This window comes from Vibrio atypicus (assembly GCF_009811315.1).
Classification (GTDB): domain Bacteria; phylum Pseudomonadota; class Gammaproteobacteria; order Enterobacterales; family Vibrionaceae; genus Vibrio; species Vibrio atypicus.
Genome location: NZ_BLID01000001.1, coordinates 325,908 through 342,677 on the forward strand (window position 1 = coordinate 325,908; position 16,770 = coordinate 342,677).

Annotated in this window: 19 protein-coding genes; 6 read left to right on the forward strand and 13 right to left on the reverse strand. The window is 42.6% G+C overall.

All coding sequences use genetic code 11. The annotated features are described in order from the left end of the window. Nucleotides 1-7 precede the first annotated feature (7 nt). Nucleotides 8-934, reverse strand: coding sequence for a DMT family transporter (locus GVO60_RS01395; RefSeq protein WP_159650808.1), 927 nt, complete (start codon nucleotides 932-934; stop codon nucleotides 8-10). A gap of 90 nt (nucleotides 935-1,024) precedes the next feature. Between GVO60_RS01395 and GVO60_RS01400 the strand changes: the two genes are divergently transcribed. Beyond that, the gene (locus GVO60_RS01400) at nucleotides 1,025-1,912 is read left to right on the forward strand and encodes a LysR substrate-binding domain-containing protein (RefSeq protein ID WP_159650809.1); all 888 of its coding nucleotides are present in this window, start codon (nucleotides 1,025-1,027) and stop codon (nucleotides 1,910-1,912) included. A gap of 6 nt (nucleotides 1,913-1,918) precedes the next feature. Here the strand turns inward: GVO60_RS01400 and GVO60_RS01405 are convergent, their stop codons facing one another. Further along, a complete protein-coding gene (locus GVO60_RS01405; RefSeq protein WP_159650810.1) occupies nucleotides 1,919-2,374 on the reverse strand; it encodes a hypothetical protein in 456 nt (151 codons plus the stop codon). Between the two features lie 86 nt (nucleotides 2,375-2,460). Next, nucleotides 2,461-3,675, reverse strand: coding sequence for an MFS transporter (locus GVO60_RS01410; protein WP_159650811.1), 1,215 nt, complete (start codon nucleotides 3,673-3,675; stop codon nucleotides 2,461-2,463). 90 nt (nucleotides 3,676-3,765) lie between these two features. Between GVO60_RS01410 and GVO60_RS01415 the strand changes: the two genes are divergently transcribed. Continuing rightward, nucleotides 3,766-5,454, forward strand: a complete 1,689-nt coding sequence (locus GVO60_RS01415; protein ID WP_159650812.1) for an ABC transporter substrate-binding protein — start codon at nucleotides 3,766-3,768, stop codon at nucleotides 5,452-5,454. Nucleotides 5,455-5,458: 4 nt separating this feature from the next. Here the strand turns inward: GVO60_RS01415 and GVO60_RS01420 are convergent, their stop codons facing one another. From GVO60_RS01420 to GVO60_RS01430, 3 genes are all read right to left on the reverse strand, one after another. After that, complete coding sequence (locus tag GVO60_RS01420; protein ID WP_225874884.1) at nucleotides 5,459-6,265, reverse strand: substrate-binding periplasmic protein; 807 nt, start codon at nucleotides 6,263-6,265, stop codon at nucleotides 5,459-5,461. A 154-nt stretch (nucleotides 6,266-6,419) separates the two neighbouring features. Continuing rightward, complete coding sequence (locus GVO60_RS01425) at nucleotides 6,420-6,908, reverse strand: hypothetical protein (RefSeq protein ID WP_159650813.1); 489 nt, start codon at nucleotides 6,906-6,908, stop codon at nucleotides 6,420-6,422. 29 nt (nucleotides 6,909-6,937) lie between these two features. Then, complete coding sequence (locus GVO60_RS01430) at nucleotides 6,938-7,450, reverse strand: nicotinate-nicotinamide nucleotide adenylyltransferase (protein ID WP_159650814.1); 513 nt, start codon at nucleotides 7,448-7,450, stop codon at nucleotides 6,938-6,940. 176 nt (nucleotides 7,451-7,626) lie between these two features. On the opposite strand from GVO60_RS01430, the gene nadE reads away from it, so the two are divergent. Both nadE and GVO60_RS01440 read left to right on the forward strand, forming a co-directional pair. Next, entirely contained in the window at nucleotides 7,627-8,454 is an 828-nt protein-coding gene (nadE, locus tag GVO60_RS01435; protein ID WP_159650815.1) for an NAD(+) synthase, read from the forward strand. A gap of 235 nt (nucleotides 8,455-8,689) precedes the next feature. Then, the gene (locus GVO60_RS01440) at nucleotides 8,690-9,238 is read left to right on the forward strand and encodes an MSHA operon transcriptional regulator (RefSeq protein ID WP_159650816.1); all 549 of its coding nucleotides are present in this window, start codon (nucleotides 8,690-8,692) and stop codon (nucleotides 9,236-9,238) included. A gap of 90 nt (nucleotides 9,239-9,328) precedes the next feature. On the opposite strand, the gene GVO60_RS01445 is transcribed toward GVO60_RS01440, so the two are convergent. The 3 genes from GVO60_RS01445 to GVO60_RS01455 form a co-directional block, all read right to left on the reverse strand. Continuing rightward, nucleotides 9,329-10,096, reverse strand: a complete 768-nt coding sequence (locus tag GVO60_RS01445) for a substrate-binding periplasmic protein (RefSeq protein WP_174855866.1) — start codon at nucleotides 10,094-10,096, stop codon at nucleotides 9,329-9,331. 215 nt (nucleotides 10,097-10,311) lie between these two features. Continuing rightward, the gene (locus GVO60_RS01450) at nucleotides 10,312-10,599 is read right to left on the reverse strand and encodes a hypothetical protein (protein ID WP_159650818.1); all 288 of its coding nucleotides are present in this window, start codon (nucleotides 10,597-10,599) and stop codon (nucleotides 10,312-10,314) included. Between the two features lie 105 nt (nucleotides 10,600-10,704). Then, nucleotides 10,705-11,634 carry a carbamate kinase gene (locus GVO60_RS01455; protein ID WP_159650819.1) on the reverse strand — a complete coding sequence of 310 codons (930 nt, stop codon included), beginning with the start codon at nucleotides 11,632-11,634 and terminating at the stop codon, nucleotides 10,705-10,707. 348 nt (nucleotides 11,635-11,982) lie between these two features. Here GVO60_RS01455 and GVO60_RS01460 point away from each other — a divergent pair, with 348 nt between their 5' ends. Together GVO60_RS01460 and GVO60_RS01465 are read left to right on the forward strand one after the other, a co-directional pair. Continuing rightward, a complete protein-coding gene (locus GVO60_RS01460; protein WP_159650820.1) occupies nucleotides 11,983-12,531 on the forward strand; it encodes a DUF924 family protein in 549 nt (182 codons plus the stop codon). A gap of 45 nt (nucleotides 12,532-12,576) precedes the next feature. Beyond that, the gene (locus GVO60_RS01465; protein ID WP_159650821.1) at nucleotides 12,577-13,554 is read left to right on the forward strand and encodes a D-2-hydroxyacid dehydrogenase family protein; all 978 of its coding nucleotides are present in this window, start codon (nucleotides 12,577-12,579) and stop codon (nucleotides 13,552-13,554) included. Nucleotides 13,555-13,564: 10 nt separating this feature from the next. Here the strand turns inward: GVO60_RS01465 and GVO60_RS01470 are convergent, their stop codons facing one another. The 4 genes from GVO60_RS01470 to hutW form a co-directional block, all read right to left on the reverse strand. Continuing rightward, nucleotides 13,565-14,086, reverse strand: coding sequence for a cobalamin adenosyltransferase family protein (locus tag GVO60_RS01470; protein ID WP_159650822.1), 522 nt, complete (start codon nucleotides 14,084-14,086; stop codon nucleotides 13,565-13,567). Nucleotides 14,087-14,156: 70 nt separating this feature from the next. After that, complete coding sequence (gene hutZ / locus GVO60_RS01475; RefSeq protein ID WP_159650823.1) at nucleotides 14,157-14,687, reverse strand: heme utilization protein HutZ; 531 nt, start codon at nucleotides 14,685-14,687, stop codon at nucleotides 14,157-14,159. 40 nt (nucleotides 14,688-14,727) lie between these two features. Continuing rightward, complete coding sequence (gene hutX, locus GVO60_RS01480) at nucleotides 14,728-15,231, reverse strand: heme utilization cystosolic carrier protein HutX (RefSeq protein ID WP_159650824.1); 504 nt, start codon at nucleotides 15,229-15,231, stop codon at nucleotides 14,728-14,730. A gap of 11 nt (nucleotides 15,232-15,242) precedes the next feature. Further along, nucleotides 15,243-16,616: a heme anaerobic degradation radical SAM methyltransferase ChuW/HutW gene (gene hutW / locus GVO60_RS01485; protein ID WP_159650825.1), complete on the reverse strand. Its 1,374-nt coding sequence runs from the start codon at nucleotides 16,614-16,616 to the stop codon at nucleotides 15,243-15,245. Between the last annotated feature and the right edge of the window lie 154 nt (nucleotides 16,617-16,770).

The window sequence follows — 16,770 nt, forward strand, 5'->3', positions numbered from 1 at the left end:
CAGCCGCTTAGCTCATTTTATGTTGCATCACTAAACGGCTTCGACGCTTTCGCCATTTAGGTATCACCACGCATATCAGGTTAGCTACAACAATCAGGGCCAAGCCTGACAGTTGAGAAAAATGATAGCTTTCTTCAAAAAAAGCGACCTGCCAAATTGCCGTAAAAATTAAGTTGGTAAAAATGAGCGGAGCTAATTGCGCGTTAGATTCTGCGAGACGATAAGCTTTAGAGCGAAACACCTGAGTATTGATGATAAGCACTGCCAAAGCGCCCAGAGCTAACACCAGCAATAAAGGTTCTACGCTCACCGTATCAAAAAGTACGGCATGATTAGTCATACTCACCAATAAAAATGGCAACATAGCAACAGTTGCAAATAGAAACGTCCAAAAAGTTATTTCGAATGGATTCAGATTGGTTTTACTCGCGCGATAGAGCGCTAATTGAGATCCTGCATTAAACAGCCCGGCCGCTAAGCCAACCAATAACTCTGGTCTGAAGTTGAACCCTGAAACGTCCCCTGCAAGCATAATGACACCAACAAAGGTCATCACCAATCCAACTAAACTCAATCGACTGACCTGTGTAGAGAAGATAAGTTTTTCTAACAAAGGAATGAACAATGGGCCAGTACTAAACAGCACGACACTCTCAACTAAACTTAAGTGTTGCAGCGAGTATATAAAACATATCTGACAGGTGCCGATACAAAGCGCCCGAACCCACAAAGGTTTTAATAGTTTTGTTTCCGGCACACTGATTTTTTTACGCACCATAAAGGCAAATATTAGTGTCGCAGGTATTAAAAACCTTAAAACACCGAGCATACTTGCTTCTAAATGTTGACTAAGAAATTTGGAAAAAAGTCCAGTTAATGACAAACTGAATGTTGAAGATAGCATGAACAATATTGGGTACAACTGATTCGACATAACGCCTCCCGTTTTGGCGCTAAGTTTAGGGAAGCCCACCGAGAAATAACATCGCATAATTTTGACAGTAATGGTTAGAAAAACTTACAGATGAAAAAACAACCACCATTAAAATCACTTTACTCATTCGTTGCCGTGGCAGAAACGGGCAGTATGACGGATGCAGCAAAAGAGCTCAGTGTCAGCCATTCTGCGGTAAGCCAAGCGGTAAAAGCACTGGAACATCAACTCGGTCAGCCACTATTTAGAAGAGTCGGCAGAAACGTTGAATTGAATGCCAATGGGCGTAGGTATTACAAACAGGTGGCACCCGCTCTGGAAACTATCGTCAATGCCACGCAAGAGTTAATCGGTGAAAAACAAACCCACCGATTAACACTCAACATGGTCAATTCCCTTGCGATGCACTGGTGGATCCCGCGTGTAAACCGAATCAATCAGTTTGCGCCCCAACTCGATGTGCGGATATCAACCTTAACGGGTCAGTTTTCATTAGAGAACGAAGGTGTTGATGTCGCGATCATTCATGGCAAAACCGATGAGTGGCAAGATTACTACTGCGAGCTACTTGCGAAGGATGAACTGGTGATGGTTGCCAGTCCAGAATTGGTCGCCCCCGATACCACAGCTCAGGCGCTGCTTGCCAAATACCCGGCTATTATTGCTGCCAACGATAGGCGAAAACATGATTGGCAAGTATGGTGCGATCATCACCAGCTCCCAGTGCCTGATAGTGTCAATAACCTTAGCTTTGCTGCGTCAGTTCAAGCGGTTCAGGCGACTATTCGTCGATTAGGCGTCTTTGTTACACACCGTCAATTCATTATGGATGACGTAGAGCAAGGCTTGTTAGTCGAAGTCAGTGAGGCAGTATCAAACCCTCACCAAGACTTCTACTTTGCTTGTCAGCCCAACAAATTAAAAAATGAAAATGTACTGACACTTCGGAGTTGGCTAAGAAGTGAATTCCGTCGCTAACTTAACTCAAGCAGCCTTACGCACACTTGAGCGCTTTAGCGATCTTGCGTCGCGAATGCTTAAGCCCATTAACGTTAAATTAATAAAACCAGCCACTAGCTCTATGCCTTGAACCGCATAATACGTCATATCAAACTGACCAAGTGCTGCAAGGTGTTGTAAGTAAAATGCTGCCGGCAACAGAATCAACAATCCATTCGCAGCGACAATCGGCATACGTTTTTTCTTGTTCACTAAAGGCCCTTTGCGTGGATTTGGTGCCATTTTCGCACCCGTGATTCCCGTGACGGCCATAAGTGGTATCAACACCCATACTGCGTATGAGATGGCAGTCTTCACGAAAAAGATATCTTGCTCACTACCAAATAACTCCACCAGCAGTGAACTACTAAAAAAAGTAAAAATCATTAGAAATGCTGAGCATGCAGCGGTGCGATGAAGGGTTGCTAGTCTCTTTTTCATAGGGATTATCTCTGCGTGACGATGAACAACACACAAAGATTACACCGCAATAGTTGCGATTGCAACTATTGCGGTGTAATTGGTCTCTATACTATTAGACGAACCTTAGAAAACATGAGGGCTCCTGCAGCAAATAGCTGAATAACAAAGCAAGCAACAAACAGGGGCTCAACGCCGTAAGCCGATGTTATATAACCTGAAGCGGCCAAGCCCACAGGCATCAGTAATTTAAACAATGAGCCGGTAATACCCGCAACTCGACCTAAATATTTTTCTTCAAATGCCTCTTGTCGATAACTCCAAATACAAATGCTGCTGTATAAGCCAACGGCTGAGACCCACAAAAATGAGAAGATAAGCGCACCAAGTCCAGGAAACAATACCGGAACCACAAAACCAAATGATTCAAAAAGAATAGAAACAATCAACAAACGGCCTAATCCCATTTTGTTGCGTACTTTATCGGCCGTAAATGATCCCATTAGTCCACCCACACCCGACGCGGCAATCAAGTAACTTACTTCAACCGAATTAAGCGCAAGCTCCGCTTTAGCAAAATAGATCGCTTGAATCCAAAAGATCGCTCCAGTCGTGTTAATCACCATCACCGCCAAAGTAATGTGCCACATATTGGTTTCCGCTCTTAACATCAGCCAACCTTCTCTCAGAGCAGACAGGATACTTTGTCGTTTAGGAGCTTCAATGGGTGTAATTTCGAGTCGTTCTAACTGCCAGTAAGCGATAAGTAACATGATGCCAACCGCGATAAACACGTTGTGGATTGCAGATAAGAGCATCAACGCACCAGATAGCACGGGGCCTACAGTTTCCATAACACTGTTTAATGAGCTCATTCTGGCAATCGCCGTATTTTGCACCGCTTGTGGCAGCGTATTCTTCATCATCGACATTCGTGCGTTGTGATAGCCATAGTTAAACGCCATCATCAAGAAAGCTGCCGGAAATAGTACCCAAAGTGGGTTCGACAACAGTTCCACAGCAAGATACGAAGCAATCACCATCACGGCTTGACCACACAGCATCGCTTGCGACCAACGCTTTTTATCAACTCTGTCCACCAGCACGCCAATAAACATTGCCAACACTAAATTGGGTAGGAACTCCACTGCCCGCATCCACCCCATCATTTGTGAAGATTGGGTCAACTCATAGACCAGTAGTGGAAGAGCTAAGTTGTAAATCTGAGCGCTGAACGCAACAAAAAATGCGCTAGAGAACAGAATGACGAACGGCCTGTTTCGCCAAATTGACCTTTGTTGTGGGGTTGTGAGCGCATCCATATTATTTTCCTTCCATCTTCATCTGATTGTTCTATTATCGAAATTAAAAGACGAAGAAAAATAGAAATATAAAATAAGGATTTCACCTTTATGAGATACTGGAATGCACTGGCTTTCTTACAACATTCGTTACCACTTGATGAGTGGCAGTCACTCTCTCTTGATGAAATCAGTCATGTACTTTCCTGCACCAGGCGCAATGCACAGTTACTGATCAAACGCCTTACCAGTGAAAAGATCATCGAGTGGCAATCTGGCGTAGGTCGCGGAAATTTACCCCTAGTAAAACGTCTTGCTGATCTTGAGCAACGTCTAGTGGCACACGCTCAACACCTGATAGAACAAGGGCAAATCGAGTCCGCATTGAAGCTAATCAGCGAAGATAAACGTAACAAATTCCTGAGTGACTACCTTTCTCAATATCAACAGCTATCTGCGCAAAACCACATCTTGCAGATACCTTTTTATCGAGGTACTCACGATCTCGATCCCATAGGTATTAACCGTAGAACAGAGCACCACATCGCCAGTTATCTATACTCGAGTTTGTTAAAAGCAAGCTTAGATGGACACAGCTTTCAGGGTGATTTGGCGCACTCTTGGAAATTAGACGGCAACGAACTGACCGTCATCTTGCGTAAAAACCTTAGCTTTCATGATGGCAGCCCTATATTAGCAGCCGATGTCAAAATACATTTTGAGCGCTTGATGAACTCGTCCAATGTCTCTAAAGCACTTTTTCAGTTTATCGATGATGTCCAAGTTATAGCGCCCTATAAGCTACGATTCATCAGCCATTCCCTACCAAGTTTGCTCCCGAAGCTACTCGCCCATGGTGCAATGGGCATAACAAAAGTCATAGATGGTAAAGTTTATGGAAGCGGATCTTTTATTCTTCAAGAACAAACACCTCGAAGAACATTGCTGGTCGTCAATCCTCAATATCACGGTTACAAACCTTGGATTGATGGTATCGAAATTTGGAACATTGGCGACAATGCCAAAGCCTTTGACTTAAATAGTGATGTGGTACACGGCAGCCATCTAAAGCAAACCAGAGAAGGCTTCACCACTTGTCATCAATGGGAACTCGGCTGTGTTCATGCGATGCTCAACCCTCTACGCCATCACTGGATGAAAGCCAAATCAAACCGCCAATGGTTACAAACCGTATTGCAGGCAATGCCCTATCCTACAGGAGATGATTGTGAGCAACTGGCATACGCTCAAGGAATGACGTCGGCCCCTACTAGCAGTAATGATCTCCACACGCCTCAAGAAATCCTCCCTATCAGTGATCGCCCGACTTCCCCGTTGATCATCATGACCTATCAACTAGGAACACACATTGCGACAGCAGAACAAATTAGGCTAACGCTCTCGACGCTAGGCATTGAGTCAGAATTGACCGTATTGGAGTACCCGCAATTTAATCAGCAATCAACATTAAGCCAAGCTGACATCTTGGTGACTGGGGAGGTGTTTTCCGAAGACGTTGAGTTTTCTTGGTTAGGTTGGCTTCTTTGTACTAACTCGAATGAAGCCTGCTTGAATGCAACGAATAGAGCTTGGCGAGATAGGCAAATCACTGCTGCGATGACTCAAACTACAGAAAAGAAGCGCTTGAAAGCTTTAGAAAATATCGAGAAAAAACTTATCGCTAAAGCGATCTATCAACCTCTGTACCATGTGAAACAAGATTTGAACATCTCAGATAAGATCTCTGCACCAGAGCTGCTCGCGAATGGCTGGATCGACTTTAATCAAATAACGATGTAAGGGACTATTTTATTGACGCGCGATACCTTGTCATAACTGCACTATCAGGCTGATACTGAGAAACTAACTGCTCCCTTAGCCCGCTTTCTTGCAAGCGTTCAAAACTCTCTTTTAACGCAGCGACCACTTTCGGGGACGTCTTCATCCCCGTCACTAACCAGAGTTTTTTACAGAGTTGACGAACTTTCATCACCTCAACGAACTCATCGGGGTTAAAGCCATACTGCTCCATACGATAGTGATAGCTTGAGGTGACAAGCGGCGCAAAATCGACTCGATTTGCTCGAAGCAGCTTTATCGTATCTTTACCGTGGCCTACAGGAATTCGATTTTCCATCCCGAGTTTATCTAACAGTTCCTCAAACGATCCTTCCGCTTGAGTACCAAATCGAAAATCTTCTAACTCATCAAGATCAAGTGGATGAACATTGGGGCCATCTTTATAACGATATAACGCCACTTCGTACGGCGATACTTCACCGATCCATTGATAGTTGTTTTCACGAGCCTCTGTACGAGAGATGGAAAAAAACAAACCATTCTCATATTTTTGCGTCATTCGAATGGCACGCTTCCAAGGAATAAAATGAATGCCAGCGATTTCCATTGGCACCGATTTCGCTGCATCGGCTACGATAGACTCAACAAACTTAACCACGTAGCCATCAGCTTGATTGTCTAGTTGAACTTGAAGTGGAGGAAACTCCTGGGTGTATAACTCAAGTTGAATAGGATCTGCTTTAACTGAAAAACTCAAAATAGACGCAGACAAAAATAGGCGTATCAAAGACAACATTAGACGAAAAGGCAAAACATCACTCAGCGTTATTTATAAAAATAATTATTTATACACCGAGACTATAAATTAGATTCCATCCATATCCAATAACCAATAGGTCTAACCATTGCTTAGATAACTGTCAGTGCTTATATTTCTGCGTAAATAAGCAAGCGGAAAAAGGAATCTAAAACGGTAACTCAACCTGCATCATAACATCACCATCGAACTTCTCATGCCAACGATAATCTAGTCGCATCCGAGGTTCACCGGAAGATTTCGAACCAAATCCCAAACTCAATTGAACACCGTGGCTCAAGATCCACTCTTCTGTATCCATATTGTGTAGCCGATTCTCTAACTCGGACGGAACCCAAACTCCAACGCCAATATAATTAGATGCCAAACTTCGAGTTAAAATTGGATTGGTTTCACTTTGCAAAACCCAATCTTCCCAGTAAGTAGAGTAATCTTCGCTATCATCTTGGTTTACTAGTTCATACAAGCCATCCAGCTTATTTGCCGTATACTCGATACCTTCCAATAATGAAAAGCAAATCCCGCTTTCAGAGTGAAACAGTACAGACTCATTTGAAGTGTTGGTTTGATACATCTCGCAAGCAAAGCTCGATGCAGAGAACACCATTAAAAAAGGAATTAGTCGAACTGGATTCATTCACACCTCAAATATATCGTACAACAACCCTAATAATACGATTTTTTACTTAGGATTTTCCACACATTTATCGTGGTCAAGGCAGAAGCGTCACCACCGCTTTCTAACAACTTTCGTATGTCTGTACTGCGGACTTTCACTTTTTCAGGGCAAGCCATAACAGACCAACGATTGAGGATTTCTTCAGATTTATAGAATTTAGCAAAATTGAGTAGATTGTCCGGCCCCATGACAAATGTTAGGTCGCATTTCTCATATCTGAGTTCTAAAGCCTGTAAAACCGCAAACGTCGTCACACTCTGATCCGGAAGATATAGCTGCTCTTCTATCTCCGAACGCTCCACATTGGGCATGTTGAGATCCTCGATAAAAGCATCAACCAGCTCGCAACGCACTTGATAATCGAGCATCTGCTTACCCCAAGCATGAGCAATACTCGGCAGCAATAAAACCTTATCAAAATGAGAGAGTGACTCTATAACACTCTTATGGCCTAAACTTGGCGGATTAAAAGCACTGCCAAAAACTGCAATTTTGCTCATTTTTTTCCTTAATTAGCACTGAAAACTGTGATCACAGTTTTCTAATAGATTCATTTAGGTATCATGTAAAGCTGTCAGCTTACGATATTGCCGTTACTTTATCAGAAAAGGCCATCTCGTAAGGTGACAATATCATCATCAAATTTTAACTACATTGCTTGCAGGAAGGAAACAGAATGGAACAGTTGATCCGCGACGAGATGCGTGTACTGCCATCGATTGACCCTCACTTTGAAATCACCCGTCGTGTTGACTTTATTAAACGCAAACTGCAGGAAGCAGGATGCAAATCGCTTGTCCTTGGTATTAGTGGTGGTGTTGACTCAACCACATGTGGTCGCTTAGCACAAATTGCAGTCGATCAGCTAAACGAAGAAAGCACCGGTGGTTATCAGTTTATTGCCGTCCGTTTACCTTATGGTGAGCAAAAAGATGAAGATGAAGCGCAACTCGCTTTAAGCTTCATTAAACCAACTCATTCAGTTTCAGTAAATATTCAGCAAGGGGTCGATGGCATTCATTCGGCAACCAACACTGCGTTAGAAGGGACTGGCTTAATTCCTGAAGATGCGGCAAAAGTTGATTTCGTTAAAGGCAACGTTAAAGCGCGAGCTCGCATGGTTGCGCAATATGAAATCGCTGGCTACGTGGGTGGATTAGTTTTAGGTACAGATCACTCAGCTGAAAACATCACAGGTTTTTACACTAAGTTTGGTGATGGGGCATGCGATTTGGCACCACTATTTGGCCTAAGCAAACGACAGGTTCGTGAACTCGCTGCAACGCTTGGTGCGCCAGAGTTACTGGTTAAAAAGGTGCCTACGGCAGATCTTGAAGAACTCGATCCGCAAAAAGCAGATGAAGATGCACTAAACCTCACTTATGAGCAGATTGATGATTTCCTTGAAGGTCAGCCTGTCACTCAAGAAGTTTCTGATCGCTTAGTACACATCTACAAAGTGACTCAACATAAACGTCAGCCAATACCTACCATTTACGACTAATTCGGTTGGCTCGCAGTTTGCTCTGCGAGCCAATATTCTCTAACGTGAGAATAAGCCGTCACACTCTGACTAAGTCTTGACTAACTTTATCTAGCTACTTTTATTCGTTTTCTCTAAAATACAGGGCAGGAAACGGTTTCCTCTTCAATTAGTTCTAATAATAGACAACTAGATTGCTACTATCACGCTTAATTGAGCTCCTTTTGTTTTTGACTGTAAGTAAGTGTATTGGTATATGGATCAAGATAAGTTCACAAATATCTATCGATTGCCTACCGCGATACAAATTCGCATTGGTAAGTGGCAGCAGACCTTTAATGGCACGTCTGATCTCATCATGCATCGTGCTATTGATGTCCGCAACAAGCAATACCGACAACCTAATTTCTTTCCAACTGGTTGGTGTGTAAGACTTTTCGATAAAAATGACATTTCAATTACCAATCATGGTAAATACATCCAAACCGCAATGCGTACGATGTTGGATAGAAAAGTTTCTTACAAAAGAATTTATCTTTCTCGCTTACCTTTAGAAGAGGCCGAGCCGGGTTTGATGGCATTTAAATTAGAATGGATTTCTAAACACAATCGCGTTGCTCGAAAATATAACCAGATCAAGAAAAAACAGTTCATCCGAATGGCGCTTGAAGAACAAGAAACCTTATATCCATCGATTGAAAAGGGTGAGTTTGACTCTACACTCTGGAATAAGTTAGTCGTATCCGAATTAGGTAATCCGAAGAAATTCGATAATCCTTATTTTGTTAAAAAAGCTAAAGTATAACGGCGCGTCGATAGCGTTTACGTGAAAAGCAGCCCCTTAAGCCGTACTATTTGGGTATTGGACTGCTTTTCTATCGCGTAAATACCATGTTTAGTATCGACTCAATATCTCTTCATACAAACTCATGCCAGACTCTCCTTTGGTTGACCTTAGCATATCTAATCCCAACTGAAGTTTATCGACCACTTTGGGGTCCGTCGATTTGTTGAACGCAAAATAGACTTCACCTTCACGCACAACATACACAGGTTTAAATAGTGTTGGATCAACCCCGACTTGCTTGGCCCACCAATACGCTGCTCGCTCCGAGTACACTAGCAAATCTATTCGCTTCTTCATCAACTGCTCAGCCAATACCGTCACATAAGAAGCTTCTTGCATCGAATCTCGCGGAATACCCATCGAAAGTAAGCTTTGCTCACCAATATCATCTCTTATTACGCCAATGCGATATTTCGCCATATCCATGGGAGAAGCGAGTGTAATACCTGAATCCTTACGGGCTAAAACGACAACCTTAATGTCTGCGATTGGGCCTACCCAATGAAATAAGTTTTCTCGATGCTCGGAGCGAGTGGTAGAAAAGAGAACTGAATTCTTTTGCGTGAGTACAGTCCGATAAGAACGTGCCCAAGGCTGTAAGGTTAACTGAGACATATCAACAGGCTCATCAACCAAAGCGCTTGCTTCCATTAAAATATCAATAGCATATCCAGCGATCTGACCATCAACGCGAAAATTTGCCGGAGGGTAATCTTCCGTGTAAAAAGAAATTTCACTTAAATTCGCCCTAGCCAGATTCGAAAAAGAAAGCAAGGTTCCTAACAGAATAACCGTCATCAAGTGACGATAGGCAATCATATTTCTCATAACTTCCCTCTCCGCAACACTCTTCTAATAAAAGTAGTTCAATAGGGGAAACTTCTAAAGAAAGTGTGATGAATATATCAATAATAGATATAAATACTTATTGGAGGGACTTAAAGAAATTAAAAATCAATTCTAAATAATTCACTGTTTTCATTAAGATATAAAGCACTAATCTTCGCCATTACTATAAAAAATTAGTACGGTTATTTTTCTAGCAGTCCATTTCGCTGCAACGCGCGCTTTACACTGGTACACATCTTTCCAAAGCGGCGGATTTCGTCAAATTGAGGTGTAATACCACGTATCATAGCGGATTCCCAATATGTCAGCTCTGAGTCGACCATCTCTAACAGTTTTTTAGGACACCCAGTACAACCGCCTTTAGAACCACATATAAAGGTCTCTGATTCATACAGTGGAAGAGTTGACTTTACTTGCTCAATAATCGTTGCCATTGCAGTCATACGATCAGGTTTAATACTTACACTCATGGCTTTCATACACACAGAAAAACAAGAGCGCATTATAGGTATTGACCGGTAAAAGCCAATACCTCTTGAGCAGTAAATCAATTTGCTATTAACAACACATTAAGCTTAGTAATACTCAATACCTTCACCTTGAGTAACCAGTGTTCCCGCTTGCTTGTTGATCACTTTATCCAACTCAAACAGCGAACCGATCGCCGCTTCACCACGACCTGTTTCCACGAACTGGCAAACCGCTGCTACTTTCGGGCCCATTGATCCAGCAGGGAAGCTAAACGCTTCTAAACCCTTAGGTGTCGCAACTTTCATTTCGGCTTGATCTTCCTTACCGTAGTTACGGTAGATAGAACCATCAGTCAAAATAACAAACAAATCAGCGTTGATCTTTTCTGCTAACAACTCTGCTGTTGAGTCTTTATCTATTACGCATTCAACACCAAGGCTGCGTCCATCTTCAATACTGACTGGAACACCACCACCACCACATGCGATAACAACGTTGCCTGCACCCAATAGAGTTTCAATTTGAGCCACTTCAACAATATCTTTTGGCATCGGAGATGGCACAACACGACGATAGTATTCACCATCTGCTTTGAATTGTTTGTCACTAACCGCCATCATTTCTTTTGCTTGTGCTTCTGTATAAACCGGACCAACAAATTTCGTCGGATCTGCAAATGCAGGGTCAGCTTTACTCACTTCAGTTTGAGTGACCAATGTGGCTATGTTCAAGCTAGTATCACAGTTACGAAGTTCTTGCTGCAACATGTAGCCCACCATGCCACATGTTTGCGATCCAAGTACATCCATTGGGTATGGTGTTGTTTCTGGTGAATACTCTTGGTAAGCCGCATTTTGCTCCATCAAAAGGCCAACCTGAGGGCCATTACCATGAACGATAACCACTTGATGTTGTTTGGCAACCTCTGCAATGTTTTGCGCCGCTCGTTGAATATTTTCTCTTTGATTCTCAGCTGTTAAAGCTTGTCCACGAGCAAGCAATGCGTTGCCCCCTAGTGCTAATACGATACGCATATTAATACTCTCCAAAAAATGGCTATAAATAATTTAGTTTGATTTCTTCGAGAGAGAGATTAATTAAATGCGGATTAATAAATCGTGATTTCAATCGACAATATTAATCATGAATAATCGAGAATATTTTTCCATCTCCTTAATATCTGAATAGAATTTCCTACAGAATAATATGTTCTGTTTAATAATCCATTAAATAGAAGGAGTTGCTGAATAGTTAGTTGAATCAAATTTGATGCACGAAGCAGATTTTTACTCTAGTTCTTAAACTCCATCACAGAATCGTTTATCTTAAGCGTTAATGAGAAATAAATATCCATCATTTATTCAGTACAGGAGCACTAGCAGATGACAACAAATACCCCTGAGCACGTACTGTCGTTTTGGTTCGAAGAGCTAGAACCTAAAGATTGGTTTGTGAGTAGTGACAAGCTCGACCAAACCATCACTCAGCGATTTCAACCTTTGCTTGAATGTGCATCAAGATCAGAGCTTTATTCATGGCGAGAAACAGCGAAAGGAAGACTGGCTGAAGTCATTGTCTTAGACCAATTTTCACGAAATGTTTATCGCAACACCGCGCAAGCCTTTAGCCAAGATCCTCTTGCTCTGGCGCTTGCTCAGCAGGCCATTGAGTTACAAATCGACAATGAACTAAATGATATCGAGAAGAGCTTCTTATACATGCCTTTTATGCATAGTGAATCAAAAATAATTCACCAAGAAGCTGTAAAACTGTTCAATCAACCAGGATTAGAGAATAATTATGACTTTGAATTAAAACATAAAGTCATTATTGATCGCTTTGGACGCTACCCACATCGAAACTCTATTTTAGGCAGAGAAAGCAGCTTGGAAGAAATTGAATTTTTAACCACACCAAACTCTAGCTTCTAATAATAATTGCACTAGAAATAACGTCAGTAAAATAAGGATATTATATTGAAAATCGCCATTTTAGATGATTACCAAGATCAAGTCCGCCAACTAAGTAGCTTCTCACAACTCAGTGAACATGATGTCATAGTGTTTAATGATACCGTAACGAACCTGGATGAGTTATCCCAACGATTAAGTCCTTTTGAGGCTATCGTCCTCATCAGAGAACGAACCGAGATCAACCAAGTACTGCTTGAACGCTTACCTAACCTTAGACTGATAAGCCAAACCGGTAAAATCAGTAACCACCTCGACTTGGCTGCCTGTACTCAAAACGGTGTCGCTGTCGCTGAAGGTGTGGGTTCTCCCATTGCGCCTTCTGAATTAGCGTGGGCACTTATTATGGCTTCAATGAGAAACCTTCCTAGCTACATCAGCCATTTTCAACAAGGTGAGTGGCAACAATCTGGCGTACTGGGTTTAGGCTCCACGTTAAACGGTAAGCGCTTTGGCATTTGGGGATATGGGAAAATTGGTCAACGACTGGCTAAATTTGCACAGGTGTTCGGTATGCAAATTATTGTGTGGGGAAGTGAAACATCAAGGCAAAAAGCACAAGAAGATGGACACTTAGCGGCTAAGAGTCGACAAGACTTCTTTAGCGAATGTGATGTCATCTCTTTAAACTTAAGACTTCATCCAGCAACGCAGCATATCGTCACCAAACAAGATTTGGATCTGATGAAACAAAGCTCATTGCTGGTCAACATCAGTCGCGCTGAGCTGATTGAACCGAATGCGTTGTATCAAACTCTCGTCGAGCATCCAAGCAAGCGCGCTGCCATTGATGTCTTTGAGCAAGAGCCTGCAACAAAAGATAACCAGCCATTGCTCGAACTGCCGAATGTCGTCGCGACCCCTCATCTAGGTTATGTAGAAAAAGATAGCTACGAACTCTATTTCAAATGGGCGCTCGGAAACGTCGCACAGTTTGCAGCTGGGCAGCCTCAGCATATTGCCAACCCAGAAGTCCTGCGATAAGCCTCTTCGCCTAGTAGCTTCGGCTTACAAACTCGACTTCCTGTACTTGCTGAACAAAATTGGTATAGGAAGCGAGTGCATACATTACATTAGTCAGTAGATTGGCATATCGAAAAAGAACTGGTGCGGGAGTTTTCTTACCCGAGTGCTCAATCGCAACAAGCGCCCGAACCACTTTTTTCGCTTGTGTTCGGCAAAGGTGAAGTTCTGCGGAGCTTCTGTGTCCTCCTGGTAAGACGAAACCTTTAAACCCACCATCGAGCTTTTCTCTTAGGCAGTTATAATCTTCATAAAGCTCTTGAAGTTGCTCCTCTTCAATCGCTAACTTACCTCTCACCGATCCGTTCAAATGGTAGATATTCGGTTGAACGCGACTGAGAATATCTCGACTCAGCGGGTCAAGGTCTAAGGTTAATATCAACCCAACACGACTACAGAGTTCATCCGTCGCGATTTCGAAATCACAGACTGGGCTATCTTCATAAATAAATGGATAACAGATTTCTCCATGATCTTTACTGACAGGTCTCAACGCTTTCTCCTCAACATTAGAAAAGGGGCGAATATCGCCCCTCTTTTAAGATCAATAGGATAACCAAAAATCAGACGTTAGAAACCTTTTTATGACCTTCTTGTAGGTGAACAAAGTCAACTAAGTCATCTCCCGACACTTGATATGCTTGACCAAAACCTTTCACAAACAGACCTTGTTCCGGCTTCATGTTAAACAAAACAAAATCTTGTAGTTGGCTTAAACCATCAATAATTTCGCCGAAACGCTCTTTCATCTGCTCTACAACTTGAGTCCATTGCTGTGAATCACGCTCAACAACGGTTGCTGCCGCATCGAACGTCAACCGTTTGCGAGCAAAGAGTTGTTTAGAGGTATCTTCATCTTCAATCATCATGATAGAAACATTCGGGTTCGCTTTGAGATTTCTAGCGTGGCGAGCGATTTCAGAAATTAAGACAAAATAACCTTCTTGGTTTTGTACAAATGGCGCGTAACTTACGTTCGGACGACCTTCTTCATCTACCGTTGCAAGTTGCAATGTACGGCGAGCTTGACGAAATTCTTTTATTTCAGGCCCCAAGCGCCCTTGAAGGCGTTCCTGCTTAACTTGTTGATCCATTGTTGACTCCTAACTTTCTCTTATTCTTAAAATTATATGATTACTGTCTGAACTCTTGTTGCCACTGCTTGAACTGTTCAACCTGTTCAGCAATCAACTCGCGCTTTTCATTACGACCTAGATAAATCTTAAAGATGTTGTTCCCATCTTGGCAGAAGAAACCAAAATAGTGGCTTTCGCGTCCCATGAATGGCTTACTCACTAGCGCAATATTTTTAACGTTATCAAGCTTTAAATGACCATGAAGTTCACCTTCTCGCCCCATCAAGTTGTAGTAGCCTCGCGCAACTTTCCCTTTTGGGAATGGAGCTTTAACTTCAAATATTGAACCAAACGAATGAACAATCGTTGTGACAGGACCAAAGCCAACAAGCTGCTCTAAGATTGTCTGAGCTTGATCGCCTGGAAGAATCGCCGTCATCTCTTCAGGCAATGCCGCGACGGCTTCCAACTCTGACACGTCAAGACGCTCTGCAATCGCTGATGGCAAAAGCGTTGGCTCTTGTTCAATCAATTGGGCAACCTGTTGTTTTAATGCTTCCATATTTTAGACTCTTAAATTGATACTGCTGTTTCTAGCGTATTGTGTTGTTGATACGTTTTTTGAAGAACTTGAATAGCGGCTTGAGCAAGTGATACCGCCCAAAATTTACCGGCCAAAGTTAACACGAGGTATTGCTCGTCCATTTCAACCAAACCACGCTGCTGCCATACTTCAAACAGCGGGGTCAAAAACTCGTAACTAGACTGGCGATTAAACGAAGGCAAAGAATCTTTGCGTACAACACCATGGTCAAACCCAGACTTAAGTGCTGCGAACAGCGGCTCTAAGGTGTGTTGCTTGGTCATCATCGCCACAGTCGAATCACCAGACTTAATCGCATTCATGTAGGTCTCTAGTGTGCGATGGTTCATCATACCGTAGCCAGCGATGTTACCGCCCGCACCACAGCCAATCGGCAGCACTTCTGCATATGTCTTCGCCAGACTGTTATATTGGCTACGTTCACGGTTATCTCTTGCCCAGTGGTTTACACTCAGTTGAGTAAGGTGATGCTTTGCCATAAACGCACTGCCGAGCTCATACATGCTTGCTTTGTCTGCTGTACTCGCCGGAGCTGGAATCTTGCCTTTCTCAACCAGATTAATCATAGGTGCGCTGCCACCAATAACCAGCTGATACAAGTCGAGGCCATGAGCACCGGTCGCCATGTAGTCATTTAAATCTTGTTCAAACACTTCCACGGTTTGGTAAGGCAAGCCATATAGGAGATCGACGATGATCGGTGCTTGACCTGTTGCGCTTAAGTCAGAAATTCGCTCTAACACCACCTCTCGATCATCAAGTCGTTTAGCACTACGGCGCACTTTAGTATTAAAACTTTGCACACCAAAAGAGAAGCGGTTAAAGCCCCCTTCTAATGCACGATCAAACATTTCGTCACTAAAACGATTGATTCGCCCTTCTAGGGTTATTTCACAGTCAGTCGCCAGCGGAAACGAGCGGCGAATCGCCTTACCTAGTTGCTCAATCTGCTCAGCAGAGAGATCCGTAGGCGTGCCGCCACCAATGTAGACCGCGTGAAACAAGCCGGTTTGTGTCCAAGTTTGATTCGCTTTGAGCTCTACTTCTTTAAGCAAAGCCTCAAAATAATCATCAACCAATTTTCGACTAGCCGCATTCTGGAAAAAATTGCAAAACGTACATCGAACGCGACAAAAAGGAATATGAATATACAGACAACGTTTATCGCTTTTTTTGGTCTCTTGAGAATACAAGCGATCCAGAAGGGCAACCTTTTGTTCGGGCACGATAGGGGACGACATACCACCAGCATGAGCTGAATGTTTTTTAGGGAAAGCATGTCTAAGAGGATCTGGTGAATCTGCGCCTAAAACTGATTCATCAAATTTATAAACTTCTAGCATTCTATAACTCTCTCAACGCTTGTCATCCCTAGCCTCACGTCATAATTAACAAAAACTAAATTAATAATAAATTGGCATAAATGATAATGCAATTGATAATTGATCTTATTTGCATTGTAGGTAATAATCCTACTCCGTTTTTTTGTTTGAATTA

Bases quoted from the DNA above. Each gene is read 5' to 3' on its own strand.
- GVO60_RS01395 (WP_159650808.1), bottom strand. From the start codon at position 934: ATGTCGAATCAGTTGTACCCAATATTGTTCATGCTATCTTCAACATTC.
- GVO60_RS01400 (WP_159650809.1), top strand. From the start codon at position 1,025: ATGAAAAAACAACCACCATTAAAATCACTTTACTCATTCGTTGCCGTG.
- GVO60_RS01405 (WP_159650810.1), bottom strand. From the start codon at position 2,374: ATGAAAAAGAGACTAGCAACCCTTCATCGCACCGCTGCATGCTCAGCA.
- GVO60_RS01410 (WP_159650811.1), bottom strand. From the start codon at position 3,675: ATGGATGCGCTCACAACCCCACAACAAAGGTCAATTTGGCGAAACAGG.
- GVO60_RS01415 (WP_159650812.1), top strand. From the start codon at position 3,766: ATGAGATACTGGAATGCACTGGCTTTCTTACAACATTCGTTACCACTT.
- GVO60_RS01425 (WP_159650813.1), bottom strand. From the start codon at position 6,908: ATGAATCCAGTTCGACTAATTCCTTTTTTAATGGTGTTCTCTGCATCG.
- GVO60_RS01430 (WP_159650814.1), bottom strand. From the start codon at position 7,450: ATGAGCAAAATTGCAGTTTTTGGCAGTGCTTTTAATCCGCCAAGTTTA.
- nadE (WP_159650815.1), top strand. From the start codon at position 7,627: ATGGAACAGTTGATCCGCGACGAGATGCGTGTACTGCCATCGATTGAC.
- GVO60_RS01440 (WP_159650816.1), top strand. From the start codon at position 8,690: ATGGATCAAGATAAGTTCACAAATATCTATCGATTGCCTACCGCGATA.
- GVO60_RS01450 (WP_159650818.1), bottom strand. From the start codon at position 10,599: ATGAGTGTAAGTATTAAACCTGATCGTATGACTGCAATGGCAACGATT.
- GVO60_RS01455 (WP_159650819.1), bottom strand. From the start codon at position 11,634: ATGCGTATCGTATTAGCACTAGGGGGCAACGCATTGCTTGCTCGTGGA.
- GVO60_RS01460 (WP_159650820.1), top strand. From the start codon at position 11,983: ATGACAACAAATACCCCTGAGCACGTACTGTCGTTTTGGTTCGAAGAG.
- hutZ (WP_159650823.1), bottom strand. From the start codon at position 14,687: ATGGATCAACAAGTTAAGCAGGAACGCCTTCAAGGGCGCTTGGGGCCT.
- hutX (WP_159650824.1), bottom strand. From the start codon at position 15,231: ATGGAAGCATTAAAACAACAGGTTGCCCAATTGATTGAACAAGAGCCA.
- hutW (WP_159650825.1), bottom strand. From the start codon at position 16,616: ATGCTAGAAGTTTATAAATTTGATGAATCAGTTTTAGGCGCAGATTCA.